General features: G+C 65.7%; 14 protein-coding genes. 11 read left to right on the forward strand and 3 right to left on the reverse strand.

Going from position 1 to position 15,642, the window contains the following annotated elements:
* Positions 1-89 precede the first annotated feature (89 nt).
* Positions 90-1,559: a mannitol dehydrogenase family protein gene (locus XH90_RS06535; protein ID WP_194479766.1), complete on the reverse strand. Its 1,470-nt coding sequence runs from the start codon at positions 1,557-1,559 to the stop codon at positions 90-92.
* Positions 1,560-1,705: 146 nt separating this feature from the next.
* On the opposite strand from XH90_RS06535, the gene XH90_RS06540 reads away from it, so the two are divergent.
* The 3 genes from XH90_RS06540 to uxuA all read left to right on the forward strand — a co-directional run bounded on the left by XH90_RS06540 (position 1,706) and on the right by uxuA (position 4,835).
* Positions 1,706-2,515 carry a FadR/GntR family transcriptional regulator gene (locus XH90_RS06540; RefSeq protein WP_194479767.1) on the forward strand — a complete coding sequence of 270 codons (810 nt, stop codon included), beginning with the start codon at positions 1,706-1,708 and terminating at the stop codon, positions 2,513-2,515.
* Positions 2,516-2,581: 66 nt separating this feature from the next.
* Positions 2,582-3,631, forward strand: coding sequence for an L-idonate 5-dehydrogenase (locus XH90_RS06545; protein WP_194479768.1), 1,050 nt, complete (start codon positions 2,582-2,584; stop codon positions 3,629-3,631).
* Between the two features lie 13 nt (positions 3,632-3,644).
* The gene (gene uxuA / locus XH90_RS06550) at positions 3,645-4,835 is read left to right on the forward strand and encodes a mannonate dehydratase (protein WP_194479769.1); all 1,191 of its coding nucleotides are present in this window, start codon (positions 3,645-3,647) and stop codon (positions 4,833-4,835) included.
* Here uxuA and XH90_RS06555 read toward each other — a convergent pair.
* Positions 4,829-5,767 (reverse strand): LysR family transcriptional regulator, encoded by a 939-nt coding sequence (locus XH90_RS06555; protein WP_194479770.1) that lies wholly within the window; start codon positions 5,765-5,767, stop codon positions 4,829-4,831. The genes uxuA and XH90_RS06555 overlap by 7 nt on opposite strands.
* 212 nt (positions 5,768-5,979) lie before the next feature.
* Here XH90_RS06555 and XH90_RS06560 point away from each other — a divergent pair, with 212 nt between their 5' ends.
* The 6 genes from XH90_RS06560 (at position 5,980) to XH90_RS06585 (ending at position 11,862) form a co-directional block, all read left to right on the forward strand.
* Complete coding sequence (locus XH90_RS06560) at positions 5,980-7,059, forward strand: ABC transporter ATP-binding protein (RefSeq protein ID WP_194479771.1); 1,080 nt, start codon at positions 5,980-5,982, stop codon at positions 7,057-7,059.
* Positions 7,060-7,094: 35 nt separating this feature from the next.
* Positions 7,095-7,808 (forward strand): HAD family hydrolase, encoded by a 714-nt coding sequence (locus XH90_RS06565; protein ID WP_194479772.1) that lies wholly within the window; start codon positions 7,095-7,097, stop codon positions 7,806-7,808.
* Between the two features lie 14 nt (positions 7,809-7,822).
* A complete protein-coding gene (locus XH90_RS06570) occupies positions 7,823-9,130 on the forward strand; it encodes an FAD-binding oxidoreductase (protein WP_194479773.1) in 1,308 nt (435 codons plus the stop codon).
* Positions 9,131-9,152: 22 nt separating this feature from the next.
* Positions 9,153-10,199, forward strand: a complete 1,047-nt coding sequence (locus XH90_RS06575; RefSeq protein ID WP_194479774.1) for an ABC transporter substrate-binding protein — start codon at positions 9,153-9,155, stop codon at positions 10,197-10,199.
* Between the two features lie 68 nt (positions 10,200-10,267).
* Positions 10,268-11,080 carry an ABC transporter permease gene (locus XH90_RS06580; RefSeq protein ID WP_194482606.1) on the forward strand — a complete coding sequence of 271 codons (813 nt, stop codon included), beginning with the start codon at positions 10,268-10,270 and terminating at the stop codon, positions 11,078-11,080.
* Positions 11,077-11,862, forward strand: a complete 786-nt coding sequence (locus XH90_RS06585; protein WP_194479775.1) for an ABC transporter permease — start codon at positions 11,077-11,079, stop codon at positions 11,860-11,862. Before XH90_RS06580 ends, XH90_RS06585 begins: the two co-directional genes overlap by 4 nt.
* Positions 11,863-11,871: 9 nt before the next feature.
* Here XH90_RS06585 and XH90_RS06590 read toward each other — a convergent pair whose 3' ends face one another.
* Positions 11,872-12,522 (reverse strand): TetR/AcrR family transcriptional regulator, encoded by a 651-nt coding sequence (locus XH90_RS06590; protein ID WP_194479776.1) that lies wholly within the window; start codon positions 12,520-12,522, stop codon positions 11,872-11,874.
* A 213-nt stretch (positions 12,523-12,735) separates the two neighbouring features.
* On the opposite strand from XH90_RS06590, the gene XH90_RS06595 reads away from it, so the two are divergent.
* A complete protein-coding gene (locus XH90_RS06595) occupies positions 12,736-14,073 on the forward strand; it encodes an MFS transporter (RefSeq protein ID WP_194479777.1) in 1,338 nt (445 codons plus the stop codon).
* 20 nt (positions 14,074-14,093) lie between these two features.
* Positions 14,094-15,590 carry a carboxylesterase/lipase family protein gene (locus XH90_RS06600; RefSeq protein WP_194479778.1) on the forward strand — a complete coding sequence of 499 codons (1,497 nt, stop codon included), beginning with the start codon at positions 14,094-14,096 and terminating at the stop codon, positions 15,588-15,590.
* Positions 15,591-15,642: the final 52 nt, after the last annotated feature.

The raw sequence follows: 15,642 nt of genomic DNA on the forward strand, positions 1-15,642 counted from the left end.
GCCTCTCGGGTGAGCCAATGGCCGTCAAAAATCAAGCGCGACTTCAGGCCGACTTTGAACGCAGTGCAGCATCGCTGCCCACTTTCTGGTCACGCCGAAACAAGCGTCTCCACCGCGCCTCGCGCGCCCTGGCTGTAGAGGCGCCCGAGGGCTGCGGTCACGGCCTCGCGCAGCCGTGGCTCGGCACCGAGCGGCCCGAACACTTTCGTGACGCCGAGCAATGCGGGGGCAAGTCGTTCGGCGACGGGACCGGCCTCGCGCGCCAGCGCCGCCAGCTCTCCTGCGAGGGGATCGCGCACGTCGATGGCGCGGCCCTGCTCGTCGAGCGCGGTGACGTAGCGCATCCAGCCGGCCACCGCGAGCGCATGCGTCGCGATCGGCAGATTCTTGGCGAGCCGATCCTGCATCGCGCCGAGCAGGCGCTGCGGCAGTTTTTGCGAGCCGTCCATCGCGATCTGCCAGGTGCGGTGACGCAGCGCCGGGTTGGCGAAGCGCTTGAGCAGCGAGGTGCGATAGGCCGAAAGGTCGGTGCCTGCGGGCATCGTCAGAGTCACCGCGGCCTGTTCCATCACCTGCGCTGCAAGATGCGCGAAATGCGGATCCTGCATGGTGTCGGCGATGGTCTCGTAGCCGGCGAGATAGCCGAGATAAGCCAGCGCCGAATGGCTGGCATTGAGCAGCCGCAGCTTCATCAGCTCGAACGGCTTGACGTCAGCGACGAGCTCGACGCCTGCGGCGGCGAGATCGGGCCGGCCCGCCGCAAAGCGATCCTCGACCACCCATTGCGTGAACGGCTCGGTCATGACAGGCCAGGCGTCACGCATCCCAAGCGCCGCGGCGACCGCGTCGCGATCGGCATCGGTTGTCTCAGGCACGATGCGATCGACCATGGTGCAAGGGAAGGTCACTGCGTCCGCTATCCACTTGCCGAGGTCCTTCGACCGGAGCGCCGCGAATTGGGTGACGATCCGCTGCACGGTGTGGCCGTTGGCGGCGAGATTGTCGCAGCACAGCACGGTGAAGGGCGCAATGCCAAGCGCCCGCCGTCGCGCGAGCGCGGCCACGATGAAGCCCGGCGCCGAGCGCGGCGCATCGACATTGTTCAGATCGTGCACGACATCAGGATGCCGCTCGTCGAGATCGCCGGTCTGCGGCGTGTGGCAATAACCCTTCTCGGTGACCGTGAGCGAGACGATGCGGATGGCGGGATCGGCCATCCGCTCGACCAGCGCGACCGGCTTCTCGCGCGCGACGACGCTGTCGAGCAGCGCACCGATGACGCGGTGCTCGGTGCCTTCGGCCGCGCGCACGGCGACCGTGTAGAGATGATTCTGCGGGGCGAGGGCGTCGCGCGTGTCCGGACTGCGCAGGCTCGCGCCGACGATTCCCCATGACGTGGCGCCGCTGGCCAAGCAATCGTCGATGACGACGGCCTGATGGGCGCGATGAAACGCGCCAAGGCCGAGATGCACGATGCCGGAAGTGACGCGCGCGCGGTCATAGGCCGGGCGGCGGATGCGAGGTGCCAGCCGATCGAGATTGGCGCGGCCGAGCCGCATGGTCGTCTCCCCTGTGTTTGGCTGCTGCTTGACATGGCGGCCGTCTTCGGTCAATGCTCCGGTCAATTGGTAAGACCAATTTTCCAAAAATTGGCGGGCCGCCGGGCTGGAGACCTTCCCGGCGAGACCCTCCAGGGGAGGCCAGCGTGCCGCTGGAAGCTGTGGAGGCGAGACGGCTCTATCGCCAGGTCGCCGATCAATTGCGAAGCCTGATCGACAGCGGCGAGTACGCGGTCGGCAGCCGCTTGCCGACCGAGCGCGAGCTAGCGGAGCAGCTGAAGATCTCGCGGCCCACGGTGCGCGAGGCCCTGATTGCGCTCGAAGTCGAGGGCCGTGTTCGCATTCGCGTCGGCTCCGGCATCTACGTGACCGAGCCCGCCGACGCCGCGCCGGCGCCATCAGCCGTCATCGAAGGACCGTTCGAGCTGCTGCGCGCCCGCGAATTCCTCGAAAGTGCCATCGCAGAACAGGCCGCGCGCGTCGCGACGAGGGACGATGTCGCGCGAATCGATGCCGCGCTGGTCGCGATGGAGAACGTCGAGCATCCCGGTGAAGCCTCGATGGTCCATGACCGCGCCTTCCATATCGCAATCGCTGGATGTCTCGGCAACGCCGTGCTGGTGCGCGTGGTCGGCGAGCTGTTCGACCAGCGCCTCAATCCCTATTTCGCGCAGCTTGCGCAATATTTCGAGAACCCCACCACGTGGCGGACCGCGCTCAGCGAGCATCGGGCCGTGCGCGATGCCATCGCGGCGCGCCGGCCAAAGGCGGCCCGCGATGCCATGCGCGATCACCTCGCGCATTCGCAGGAGCGGTTTGCGCAGAATTTTGGCGCCGAGAGCACCGCAGGCGCGCCAGCGGCGCGGAAGCGGACGGCGCGATCCCCGGCTCAGCCGGGAAAGCCAAAGCGACCGTCGAAGAAAGAGGCCAAAAGCGGCAGTGCGCGGCGGCGATGAGATTGGACGGCTCGTCTCGTTCCTGGGGCGGGTGAACGAAGCTGCAGACACAATGGGACTCTCCAAATGACCTCGACCTCACTCGCCGCAACCCTGTTCGGCCCCGAAGACCTGCGCATGATCGAGCATCCGCTCGACAAACTCGCCGATGGCATGGTGCGCATCCGCTTCGGCGCCGGCGGCATCTGCGGCTCGGACATGCACTATTTCCGCCACGCCCGGACCGGTGATTTCGTGGTGAAATCACCGCTGGTGCTCGGTCACGAGATCTCGGGCCAGGTCGTCGAGATCGCAGGTTCCGCCGCGAACCTGAAGGTTGGTGATCGCGTCGCCGTCAACCCGTCGCGCTGGTGCGGTCATTGCGGCGCCTGCCGCGAGGGCCGCCAGAACCTTTGCGAGAACATCTACTTCATGGGCTCGGCGTCGAAGACGCCGCACATGCAGGGCGGTTTTGCCAACTACTTCGACGCGATCCCGGCGCAGTGCGTGAAGATTCCGGACCATGTGTCCTATCAGGCCGCAGCGCTGGCCGAGCCGCTCGCCGTCTGCCTTCACGCGGTCGCGCGCGCCGGCAACATCCAGGACAAGCGAGGCATCATCTTCGGTGCCGGCCCGATCGGGCTTCTGACCATGCTCGCCGCACGCCGCGCCGGCATGGCCGACGTCACGGTGGCCGACATCGCGCCGGCGCCGCTTGCGTTCGCGACCAGGCTCGGCGCGTCCCATGTCGAGAACGTCTCTGGTGGCGAAGAGGGCCTGAAGGCGCAGGCCGCGTCGCGCCCCTACGACGTCGCCTTCGAGGTCTCGGGCACAGCCGCGGGCCTTGCCAGCGCGATCGGCATTGTCAGGCGCGGCGGCGTGGTGGTGCAGATCGGCAACCTGCCGGGCGGCCAGATTCCGACGCCGTCCAATGCCGTGATGGCGAAGGAGATCGACCTGCGCGGCTCGTTCCGCTTCGGGCTTGAATTCATGACGGCGGTGGAATTGATTGGTGCCGGCAGCGTCGACGTGCTGTCGCTGGTCACCGCCGAACGTCCGCTCTCGACCGCGCCGGATGCGTTGCGCCTGGCACTCGACCGCTCGCAGAGCGTCAAGGTCGTGCTGACCGCGAACTGATCGGAGAGGGCCGATGATGCTAGAGGGATGGCGCTGGTACGGGCCGAATGATCCCGTGTCCCTGGATGACGTCAGGCAGGCCGGCGCAAGCGATATCGTCTCGGCGCTGCATCAGGTGCCGATCGGCGAGGCCTGGACGCGCAAGGCGGTCGAGGAGCGCAAGAACTTCATCGAGAACGGCCAGCCCGGCCGCTCCCAGCTGACCTGGTCGGTGGTGGAATCGATTCCGATCCCCGACGACGTCAAGCGTCTCGGGGCCAGGGCGGCGAAGTCGATCGAAGCCTGGATCGCGAGCCTGGAAGCGGTCGCCGCGTCCGGCATCAAGATCATCTGCTACAACTTCATGCCTGTCGTCGACTGGTGCCGCACGGATCTCGAATGGGAACTGCCGAACGGGGCCCGCGCCCTGCGCTTCGACCAGGACCGCTTTGCGGCGTTCGAGCTGCATATCCTGGAGCGCCCCGCCGCCGTGCAAGAGTATTCGCCCGAGCAGCAGGCGCGCGCCAGGAAGCTGTTCGAGAAGATGAGCCAGGCCGATATCGACTATCTCATCATGGTCATCGCCAGCGCGCTGCCGGGCTCGACCACCGAGCCGATGACGATCCCGCAATTCCGCGACAAGCTGGATGCCTATCGCGACATCACGCCAAAAATCCTGCGGCAGCATCTTGCCGAATTCCTGGCGCGCGTCGCGCCCGTCGCCGAGCAGCTCGGCGTATCGCTGACGCTGCACCCGGACGATCCGCCGCGGCCGCTGTTCGGCCTGCCGCGCATCGCCTCCACCGCTGAGGATTACCAGGCGCTGTTCGATGCCGTGCCGTCAAAAGCCAACGGCATCTGCCTGTGCACGGGCTCGCTCGGCGTGCGCGCTGAGAACAACCTGCCCGCCATGGCCGAACGGTTCGGCCCACGCATCGGCTTTGCCCATCTGCGCGCGACCAGGCGCGAGGCCGACGGCTTGTCCTTCCATGAGTCCGATCACCTCGACGGTGACGTCGACATGATTGCGGTGCTGAATGCGCTGTTGAAGGAAAGCGCGCGGCGTTCACCGGACGAGCGCATCGTGTTTCGCCCGGATCACGGCCACCGCATGCTCGACGATCTCGCCGCCACCAGGCGCACCAACCCCGGCTACACCGCAATCGGCCGCCTCCGCGGCCTCGCCGAGCTGCGCGGCGCGATCCGGGCAATCGAGCATCAATAACACGCCGCCATCGCGCCGAGCTTCGGATAGAGCCGGTCGATCGCCGCGATCTCGCTGTGCATCTGGTCGATGATCCAGTCGCGGATCTCGGCGGCGATGGGACGCATCGGGAGGTTGCGTGGCGGCAGGAATTCGCAGATGCGGCGCGTGGTCGTGAGCCGGTCGGAGGCCGGCACCAGCGCGCCGGTCAGCAGCCAGTGCGAGGCGACCGTCAGCCAGCCGAGCGCGATGCCCTGCCCGAGCAGGGCGGCCTGCACCACGACGGCGTAGTCGGTGAAGCTCAGCCCCTTGGCCGCGCCGCGGCGCCCTGTGAGCAGCGAAGTATAGTCCGCCGCCCAATCGCCCGGCGTCTCGGCGAGGCGGATGATGGTGTTGCCCTCGGTGGGATCGGCCTCGCTTAGATAACCCGGGCTGCACATCGGCAGCATCACTTCCTTCATTACCAGCGTGCCGCCGGACGACGGCTCCTCGCGATCACGGAAGCGCATGCCGAGGTCGACATTCTCCACCGGCCCGCGCAGCGCGCCGGAGATCAGCTGGAATCGCAGGTCGATCTGCGGAAACCGCTTCTGCAGCTTGTCGATCCGCGGCATCAGCCAGTGCGTGGTGAAGGCGGAGGACACCGACAGCGTCACCGTCTCGGTGCCCTTGCGGCGCCGCTCGATCTCGACAAGGCCAGTCTCGATGCTGCGAAAGCCGTCGAGCACGCGGCGATAGAGCAGCTCGCCTTCCTCGGTGAGCACCGCGCGGCCCGCCTTGCGATCGAACAGGCGAACGCCGAGGTGCTCCTCGAACTGTCCGAGCATGCGGCTCACCGCGGGCTGCGTGACGTTCAATTCGGCGGCTGCAGCCGTGAAGCTGCCATTGCGCGCTGCTGCGTCGAAGACGAACAGGGCGTTACTGGAGGGCAGCATGCGGCGCAGCTCTGGCATAACGTCATGTTATGAGCGTGGTGAGAATTTGGCAATTGCCCAGTTTTGCCAAGTCTGTTGTCATCGGCATCACAGCCTAAAGACAGGGCTCATGCGAGAGGTTTAGGTGCGCTGCACGCTTCAACCGTGAGTGCGCGAGTTTCCTGTCTATAAAGCAGGCTTATGGCGCGCAGTGAGGCACGCCATTGCAGGGGAACGGGCGAGGTCGATCGTTGGACAAACGAGCGGAAAGCGTCGAGATCAGGTCCGCGAGCAAGGCGTATGGTGCCGTTCGCGCCCTCGACGACGTTTCCCTCAACGTCGGTGCCGGCGAATTCGTCTCGCTGCTCGGTCCCTCCGGCTCCGGCAAGACCACGCTGCTCGGCATTCTGGGCGGCTTCATCCTGCCGACCTCAGGCACGATTCTGTTCGGCGGCCGCGACGTCACCTACATGCCGCCGCACAAGCGCGACATCGGCGTGGTGTTCCAGAACTACGCGTTGTTCCCGCACATGAGCGTCGGCGAGAACGTTGCGTTTCCCTTGCGGGCGCGGCGCCTGCCGAAAGCGATCTGGCCCGACAAGGTGCGCGCGGCGCTCAGCATGGTGGGCCTTGCCGGCTACGAGGAGCGCGGCATCGCGCAGCTCTCCGGCGGCCAGCGCCAGCGCGTCGCGCTCGCGCGCGCCATGATCTTCGAGCCGCAGCTGATCCTGATGGACGAGCCGCTCTCGGCGCTCGACAAGCAGCTCCGCGAATCCATGCAGATCGAGCTGCGCGCGCTGCACAAGCGCATCGGCGCCACCATCATCTACGTCACCCATGACCAGCGCGAGGCGCTGACCATGAGCGACCGGGTCGCCGTCATGAAGGACGGCCGCCTGATCCAGATCGACGCGCCAGAGCGGCTGCACGATCATCCCGCCGATTCCTTCGTCGCGAGTTTCATTGGCGAGGCGACGATGTTGCCGGTCCGCCGCGTCGATGCCTCCAGCGTCGCGCTCGGCAACGCGCTTCTGCGCAGCGCCCGCGCCATTCCCAATGGCGACGCCCTGATGCTCGCCGTGCACAGCGAAAAACTGCTGATCGACGACGGCGCGCAGGATGCCGCCTGCAACCGGCTCACCGGGACGGTCACCGACATCGTCTACCAAGGCGAGAGCTTGCGCATTTTCCTGGCGCTGACTGACGGCATCGCGCTCAGCCTGCGCCAGCCGAGCTACCACCAGGCCTATAGCCGTATCCCGCCGCTCGGCGGCAGCCTCACCGTCACCCTTCACCCCGAGGACACCATCGTGGTGCCCAGGGTGGACTGAACATGAATCTGGTCCAACTGAGAGAAGAGACTGATATGTCGACCCAAGCCGCGTTCAGCAATTTCAAGGTTCTCACCTTCGACGTCGTCGGCACCTTGATCGATTTCGAGACCGGCGTGCTCAACGCGGTGCGCAAGATCTCGGGCAAGACGCCGGCCGAGCTCAGCGACGAGCAGATCTTCGAGCCCTACAAGCGCGGACGCGACAGGCACTACGAGCGCTCCAGCGAGGCGATGTTCCACGTCTACCGCCATCTCGCCACCGAGCTCGGTCTGCCCGCCGACGATGCGTCCTGCGACGTGTTCCAGCTCTCGGTGCTGCGCTGGGGGCCGTTCTCCGACTCGGTGGAAGCGCTCAAGCGCCTGCGTACCAAATTCCGGCTTGTTGCGATGACCAATGCCGACCGCGTTGCGCTGTCCTGCTACGCTCACGCACTCGGCAATCCCTTCGACGACACCGTCTGCGCCGACGACACCGGCGTCGCAAAGCCGAACCCGGAATTCTTCGCCTACAACAAGGGTCGGCAGTCGGCCTTCGGCTACAAGCAGTCCGACATCCTGCACGTCGCGCAGAGCCAGTACCACGACATCGGGATCGCCCGGAAGCTCGGCTACAAGGTCTGCTGGATCGAGCGCCGCCAGGGCATCGCCGGATTCGGCGGCACGCCCGCCGTCGAGACGCTGACCAAGCCGGACTTCCATTTCCCGACGCTGAGGGCGCTGGCCGACGCCGCCATCGGCGCGGCGTAGGGAGGACCGCGGACATGACACCAGACTGGAACGCGCTGCCATCGGCCAACTCGCTGTGGGAAGCCACAGCCGAGCCTGCGCGCGAATTTCCGGTCCTGTCAGGTGAGCAACAGGCGGATGTGGTGATTGTCGGTGCCGGCTATACCGGCCTCTCCGCCGCGCACCACATCGCCAAGAGTGGTCTGTCGCCGGTCGTGCTCGAGGCCGTCAGGCCCGGCTGGGGCGCGAGCGGCCGCAATGGCGGCGTGATTACCGCAAAGTTTCGCCTCTCGTTTCGCGAGATCGACACCGCGCATGGCCGCGCGATGGCCAGGCGCATGTACGAGATCGCGCATGAATCGACCGACATGGTCGAGGAGCTCGTCTCCGAATTCGGCATCACCCGCGCCAATCTGACCCGCACCGGTCAGGTGAAGGCTGCCCATAACGAGACGACGCTGAAGGCGGCCATCGACGAAGCCAATTGGATGACGCGCGAGATGGGCTCAGCCGAGGTCCGCATCCTCGACAAGCGCGGCGTGCGCGAGGAGACCGGCTCCGACATTTTCGTCGGCGGCGTGCTCAATCCCGGCTCGGGCGGCATTCATCCGCTGAATTATCTGCGCGGCCTCGCCGATGGCGTGGCGCGCCGTGGCGTGCCCGTCTTCCAGGAATCGCCGGTGATCAAACTGCGGCGTGAGGGCGACGGCATCGTCGCCGAGACGCCGCAAGGCGCGGTGCGCGCCAAACAGGCGATCATCGCCACCAACAGCTATTCCGATCTCACCGGAGCGACCGCGCAGATGCAGCGCACGCTGATCCCGTTCCGCAGCGCCCTCATCGCGACCGAAAAACTGCCGCGCAATCTCGCTGGCAAATTGATGCCGACGGGGCGAACCTATACCGAGACCAAGCGGATGATGCGCTGGTTCCGCATGGTCGACAATCGCGTGATCTTTGGTGGTCGCGGCGCCTTCGGCAAGCAGGATTCGCAAGCCGCCTTCGACGCGCTGCGCAAGGCGATGGTCGGCATCTTCCCCGATCTGGCCGAGGTCCCGCTCGCCTACAAATGGTCGGGCCTCGTCGGCATGACCTTGGATTCGGTGCCGCATATCGGCCGGATCGACGACCGGACGTTGGTCTCTATGGGCTACAACGGCGCGGGCGTCGCGATGTCGAGCCTGATGGGCCGCTATCTCGCTGCCTTCGTGCGCGGCGAGACGCCCGACGTCGGACTGCTCGACGTCAGCCGCATGAAGGCGATTCCGTTCTATCCGCTGCGCGAGCCTGCCGTGCGCATGGTCGCGGGCTGGTACCAGTTTCTCGATGCGATCGGTCAATAGGATCACTTTGGAGGAGGCGAGGATGACGATGAAACGGAATTTGCGACTGGGCTGCGTGCTGCTGGGCGCAGTCGGATTGACGACCGCGGCCGACGCCGCCGAGCAGATCACCTTCGTCTCGCAAGGCGGCGCCTATCAGCAGGCGCAGACGGTGGCGATCCTCGATCCCTCCGCCAAGAAGCTCGGCATCACCATCAACCAGGATTCCATTCCCGACGCCTGGCCCGCGATCAAGACGCAGGTCGGCAGCGGCAAGCCGATCTGGGACGTCGTCGACACCCCGACCGGCTACTGCCTGCGCGGCGGCGAGCAGGGCCTGATCGAGAAGCTGGATTTCTCGAAGATCCCGAACGCGGCGGCGATGCCGGAGGCCTATCGCAGTCCTTATTCGGTGTCCTACGAATTCTATTCGAGCGTGCTGGCCTACAGCCAGAAGACCTTCCCGAAGGACGCGCCGAACAGCTGGGCCGATTTCTGGGACGTCAAGAAATTCCCCGGCCGCCGCGCGCTGCGCAACCATCCGATCGCCACGCTCGAGGCCGCACTGATGGCCGACGGCGTTGCGCCCGACAAGCTCTATCCGCTCGATGTCGATCGTGCCTTCAAGAAGCTGGAAGAGATCAAGCCCAACATCACGGTGTGGTGGACCTCGGGCGCGCAATCGGCGCAGCTCCTCAACGACGGCGAGGTCGACATGGAGATGGCCTGGAACGGGCGCGTCAGCGCGGTCGCGAAGGAAGGCGCCAAGGTTGGCTTCACCTACAACCAGGGCATCCTGCAGAGCACCTCGCTCTGCATCCTCAAGGGCGCGCCAAATCTCGACACCGCCGTGAAATTCCTCAACGAAGCCGTCGATCCCGTGCACCAGGCCAATCTGCCCCTGCAGATCGACTATGGCCCCGGCAACCCGAAGGCGTTCGAGACCAACGTGATCAAGCCCGAGCGCGCGGCGCAATTGCCGAGCGAGCCGGTCAATGCAGCCAAGCAAGCGCTGATGTCCTACGCCTGGTGGTCCTCGCCGGCCGGCGAAGCCGCCGAGAAGCGCTGGGCCTCGTTCATGCAGAAATAGGCGAGGCAGCCTTGGCGACATCAGTGCCAGATCCTTCCGAGAAGCATCAGCGCCGCGAACACGGCCTGATGCTGGCATTGGTGTCGCCGGCGCTGCTGGTGATCCTGGCTCTGATCGTGCTGCCGGTCGGCTGGCTCGCCTGGCAGTCGATCTATCATGACGGCTTCACGCTGGAGAACTATCGCCGCGTCTTTACCGAGGACATCTACTGGCGCAGCTTTGCGCTGACCTTCGAGATCAGCCTCGCGGTCACCGTCATCGCGCTGCTGCTCGGCTATCCCGTGGCCTACCTCGCCAATTCGGTGCCGAAGGGCTGGAGCATCCTCATTCTGTCGCTGGTCGTGCTGCCGTTCTGGACCAGTGTGCTGGTGCGGGCCTATGCCTGGCTGGCGCTGCTCCAGCGCACTGGCGTGATCAACCAGTTGCTGCGCTATCTCGATGTGATCTCCGAGCCGCTCGCGCTGGTGCACAACACCTTCGGCACGGTGGTGGCGACCGTGCACATCTTGCTGCCGTTCATGGTGCTGCCGCTCTACGCCACCATGCAGAAGATCCCCGGCGATCTCATGCAGGCCGGCGCCAGCCTGGGCGCGAGCCCGTCGCTGACATTCTTCCGCGTGTTCCTGCCGCTGTCGCTGCCGGGCGTGCTCGCCGGGTGCACCATGGTGTTCGTGCTCTGCCTCGGCTTCTACATCACGCCGGAGCTGCTCGGTGGCGGGCGCACGGTGATGGTGTCGATGCTGGTGAGCCGCAATGTCGAGCTCTACAACCAGTTCGGCGCTGCGAGCGCAGTCGCGGTGGTGCTGCTCTTGAGTGTGCTCGCGATCTTCTTCGTCGTCAGCCGCTTCATCTCGCTCGATCGCGTGCTGGGGCAGAAATGATGCGCGCCTCGCCCGCCCGGATTGCCCTCTATGTGATCAGCACGCTGGTGCTGGTCTATCTGATCCTCCCCGTTCTGATCATCGCGCCGATCTCGTTCTCCAGCGCGCGCTTCCTGACCTTCCCGCCGCCGTCGTTTTCGCTGCGCTGGTACCAGCAGTATTTCGCCAATCCGGCCTGGATGCAGGCGACGCAGGTGACGCTGACGGTGGCTTTCCTCACCGTTCTGATCGCGACGCCGTGCGGCGTCGCCGCCGCCTATGCCATCAGCCAGTCGAAGCTGCGGATCATGCGCGTCATCCACATGGCGCTGCTGCTGCCGCTGGTGGTGCCGATCATCATCACGGCGGTCGGTATCTTCTTCGTCTATGCCAAGGTCGGCCTGGTTGCGACCATGCCAGGCCTCGTGCTGGCGAACGTGATGCTGGGATTGCCTTACGTCGTCATCTCCGTGCTGGCGGGAATGCAAAGCTTCGACCCCGCGCAGGAGATGGTGGCGCGCAGCCTCGGCATGAACCGCCTGCGCAGCTTCTTCGCGGTGACGCTGCCGCAGATCAAGTCCAGCGTGGTCGCCGGCGGCATCTTCGCCTTCATTTCGGCGATGGACGAGACCATCGTCGCGCTGTTCATCTCCGGCGGCCAGTATCAGCCCCTGACCAAGCGCATGTTCACCGCGCTCCGCGACGAGATCGACCCGACCATTGCCGCGATCTCGACGCTGATGACGGCGGCGTCGTTCCTGCTGGTGCTCGCAGCGAGCGCGCGGCAGAAGAAGACGGGGTGAGGGCTGCAGCTAAGCCTTCGCCCCCAGCCATGCCAGGATCATCTCCACGATCTGCGTCCTGCTCTTCGCCAGCACCTTCGGCTCGCTCAGATCCCGGTCGAACAGCGCACCGAACGTATGCCGGTTGGCGACGCGGAAGAAGCAGTAGGAAGAGATGGCCAGATGCAGATCGATCGCGTCGACGTCGTCGCGGAAGACACCCTCGGCGCGGCCGCGCTTGAGGATGTCGTCGAGCGTCGCGATCACGCTGGCGTTGAGCTGGCGCAGCTGCAGGTTCTGCTTGAGGTGCTTGCCGTGATGGATGTTCTCGATCGAGACGAGGCGGATGAAGTTCGGGTTGCGCTCGTCGTGGTCGAAGGTGGCTTCGATCAGCCGGCGCAGGCCCTCGCGCGCGTCGCAGCTGGCAATGTCGAGCTGATCCTCCAGCGCGCGGATGCTGCGATAGGCCTCTTCCAGTACGGCGAGGTAGAGCTGCTCCTTGCCGCCGAAATAATAATAGATCATCCGCTTCGACGTGCGGGTGCGCGCCGCGATCGCGTCGACGCGGGCGCCGGAATAGCCCTCCGAGGCGAATTCGGCCATCGCCACTTCGAGGATGTCGCGCTTGGTGCGCTCGGGGTCGTTGGTGCGCTTCGATGGGGGTGGCATGCGCTCGAGCATCACTGTTTCTCCCGCCCGTTTCTATGGATCACCTTGATGGTGAAGGCAAATTTCGTCCAATCCGGCGCTTTTCGGCGCGGCCTTGCATAAACGTACTAGTTCGTACATTATGGGCGAAACCAAGGTTGCGGCAACCAAAAGCAATAAACGCGCGAAAGGCCGGACGGGCATGACGCGAGCTGCATCCGCCAGAGCACTCGGGGAGGAATTTTGATGAGCTTGACCTCAACTGCATCGCTGCATGCGTCATCCGGCGCGGACGTTTCGCAAGCCAAGCTGCCGAAGCGCGCCGCGCTCGTCAGCTTCGTCGGCAGCATGCTCGAATACTACGACTTCTTCATCTACGGCACCGCGGCGGCGCTGATCTTTCCAAAAGTGTTCTTCGCCAATGTCGACCCGTCGACTGGCACGCTGCTCGCGCTGCTGTCGTTCGGCATCGGCTATATCGCGCGGCCCGTCGGCGCCGTGATCCTCGGCCATTTCGGCGACCGCATCGGTCGCAAGACCGTGCTGCTGTTCACGCTGGTGATCATGGGTGCCTCGACGCTTGCGATCGGCCTTTTGCCGGATGCCAAGACCATCGGCAATGCCGCGCCCATCATCCTGACGCTGCTGCGCTTGTTGCAGGGCCTGTCGGCGGCCGGCGAGCAGAGCGGAGCGAACTCGCTGACGCTGGAGCATTCCGCCAATTCCAACCGCGCCTTCTTCACGAGCTGGACCCTCAGCGGCACCCAGGCCGGCGCGATTCTGGCGACGCTGGTGTTCATTCCCGTCTCCAGCATGCCGGAAGATCAATTGCTGAGCTGGGGCTGGCGTATTCCGTTCCTGCTCTCCGCGCTGGTGCTGCTGGTTGCCTATCTGGTACGGCGGACCATGCCGGAAACGCCCGTGTTCGAGGACATCAAGGACAAGGCGCAGGTCGCGCGCTTCCCCGTCATCGCGCTGCTGCGTGACTACTGGCCGGACGTGCTGCGCGTGATCGTCTGCGCGCTGATCGCGACTGTCAGCACCATGACCGCGGTGTTCACGCTCGGTTATGCCACCAGCAAATTCGGTGTCGCGCGTCCGACCATGCTGTGGGCCGGCGTGCTCGGCAATGTGGTGGCGCTGTTTGCGCAGCCGCTCTGGGCGCTGCTCGCCGACAGGATCGGCCGCAAGCCGGTGTTCATCGGCGGCGTGCTCGGCTGCGCCGTGCTGCTGTTCCCCTATTTCATGCTGGTGACCTCGGGGAGCACGCCCGCGATCTTTGCCGCCGCGATCGGCCTCTACATCATCTACTCCGCGCCGAACGCGATCTGGCCGTCGTTCTACGCGGAGATGTTCGAAGCGCGCGTCCGTTATTCCGGCACCGCGATCGGCACCCAGCTCGGCTTCCTTGCCGCCGGCTTCACGCCGCTGGTGAGCGCGAGCCTCGTCGGCGAGGGACCGCACGGCTGGATTCCGGTCGCGATCTTCGTCGGCGGCTGCTGCGTCGCCTCCGCCTTGGCCGCGATGACCGCGCGCGAGACCCACAAGGTCGACATCGCCGATCTCGGCAAGCGGCGCGCGTGAGCGCAAGGACCATCGATCGCATGTTGACCAACGCAGTTCAGACCACGCTCGGCCCGATCATGGGGGCCGAGCAGGGGACCGTCCGCGCCTTCAAGGGCGTGCCGTTCGCGACCGCGCGACGCTTCGCCAAGGCGATGTCGCCACCCGCGTGGACGGAGCCGCGTCGTTGCACGGACTACGGCGCCTACGCGCCGCAGCCCGGGCATCTCGATCAGGCGGAAGAATCCTGTCTCAGCCTGAACATCTGGACGCCTGTTGGGACAGGCCGCCCACTGCCGGTGCTGTTCTTCATCCATGGCGGGGCCTTCGTCACCGGTGGCGGCGCCGACTATGACGGCGCCTTCCTCGCCGCGCATGGCCCGGCCGTCATCGTCACCATCAACTACCGGCTCGGCCCGCTCGGCTTCCTGCAACTGCATCGTCACGGACTGGCCGAGGCCAACAATCTCGCGATCTCGGATTCACTTGCCGCGCTCGACTGGGTCCACGCCAACATCGCCAATTTTGGCGGCGATCCTGGCCAGGTGACGCTGTCGGGCCAGTCGGCCGGCGCATCCATGGTGATCGCCCTCGGAACGCTGCCGCAGGCGAAGGGCAAGTTCGCCCGTGCGCTGGCGCTGAGCGCGCCCGGCCGCAACATCATGAGCGCTGACCATGCCGACATCGTCGCGCGCCGCGTGCTGGCCGAGCTCGAATTGGACGACGATCCGGGCGCTATCGCATCCGTGCCGCTGTCAAACCTCTTTGCAGCCGTCGAGCGCGTCGGCCGCAGGATCGCGGACGAGACCGATTCAGGCACGGTGTTCGGCCCGGTGCTCGACGGCACCGTGATCCCGCGCGAGCCGCGCGACGTCTTTGCCGCAGGAGGTTTGCGCGACATTCCGCTCTGGCTCGGCTCCTGCCGCGACGAGATGGTGATGTTTTTGAAGAGCACGCCGCCGGCCGCGATGATCCGCACCACCGAGCGCAATGTGCGCGTCGCGTTCGGCGATGCCGGCTGGGAACGCCTGCTGGCCTGCTATCGCGGTTCGGCGCGCGTCGACGAGGATCCCTACGAGGCGCTGCTGTCGGATGCGTTCTGGCATCGCCCGATGGCCGATCTGGCGCGAAGCCACGCAGCTGCAGGCGGTGCGGTGTGGCTGAGCCGGTTCGACCATCGCCCTGCGCTGGAGCCGTTTCTCTCGCAAGGTCCGACTCACGGCGCCGACAATGCCTGCCTGTGGGCACATTTGCCCGAGTTCATCGATCGCCCGATCCTGAAGCGCAAGGGCGGCCCGATGACGCCTGCCGATATCGACGTGGCGGCGCGGTTTCAGACAAGCCTGTTGCGCTTCGTGACATCAGGCGCGCCTGATATTGTGGAAGCTTGGCCGCGGTTCGAGGCAGTTAAGGAGCCTCTCGCCATCTTCGGCCAGCCGTTTCACATGATTCCTCTGAACGAAGGCGTGCGCTTTGGCCTGTGGGCGGAACTGAGCACTGGCGCCAACGATAAGAAGAACCTCAGGGAGGCGGTATGAGGACTCGGTAAGGTGCCGCGATAGCCTCACTGGCCCGACCACTATTCGCGCT

It is taken from the genome of Bradyrhizobium sp. CCBAU 53338 (genome assembly GCF_015291665.1).
In the GTDB taxonomy this organism is placed as follows: domain Bacteria; phylum Pseudomonadota; class Alphaproteobacteria; order Rhizobiales; family Xanthobacteraceae; genus Bradyrhizobium.

What these genes read in the sequence shown, in the direction of transcription:
- XH90_RS06535 (WP_194479766.1), bottom strand. Translation starts at nt 1,559, where the DNA reads ATGCGGCTCGGCCGCGCCAATCTCGATCGGCTGGCACCTCGCATCCGC.
- XH90_RS06545 (WP_194479768.1), top strand. Translation starts at nt 2,582, where the DNA reads ATGACCTCGACCTCACTCGCCGCAACCCTGTTCGGCCCCGAAGACCTG.
- uxuA (WP_194479769.1), top strand. Translation starts at nt 3,645, where the DNA reads ATGATGCTAGAGGGATGGCGCTGGTACGGGCCGAATGATCCCGTGTCC.
- XH90_RS06555 (WP_194479770.1), bottom strand. Translation starts at nt 5,767, where the DNA reads ATGCCAGAGCTGCGCCGCATGCTGCCCTCCAGTAACGCCCTGTTCGTC.
- XH90_RS06565 (WP_194479772.1), top strand. Translation starts at nt 7,095, where the DNA reads ATGTCGACCCAAGCCGCGTTCAGCAATTTCAAGGTTCTCACCTTCGAC.
- XH90_RS06570 (WP_194479773.1), top strand. Translation starts at nt 7,823, where the DNA reads ATGACACCAGACTGGAACGCGCTGCCATCGGCCAACTCGCTGTGGGAA.
- XH90_RS06575 (WP_194479774.1), top strand. Translation starts at nt 9,153, where the DNA reads ATGACGATGAAACGGAATTTGCGACTGGGCTGCGTGCTGCTGGGCGCA.
- XH90_RS06580 (WP_194482606.1), top strand. Translation starts at nt 10,268, where the DNA reads ATGCTGGCATTGGTGTCGCCGGCGCTGCTGGTGATCCTGGCTCTGATC.
- XH90_RS06585 (WP_194479775.1), top strand. Translation starts at nt 11,077, where the DNA reads ATGATGCGCGCCTCGCCCGCCCGGATTGCCCTCTATGTGATCAGCACG.
- XH90_RS06590 (WP_194479776.1), bottom strand. Translation starts at nt 12,522, where the DNA reads ATGCTCGAGCGCATGCCACCCCCATCGAAGCGCACCAACGACCCCGAG.
- XH90_RS06595 (WP_194479777.1), top strand. Translation starts at nt 12,736, where the DNA reads ATGAGCTTGACCTCAACTGCATCGCTGCATGCGTCATCCGGCGCGGAC.
- XH90_RS06600 (WP_194479778.1), top strand. Translation starts at nt 14,094, where the DNA reads ATGTTGACCAACGCAGTTCAGACCACGCTCGGCCCGATCATGGGGGCC.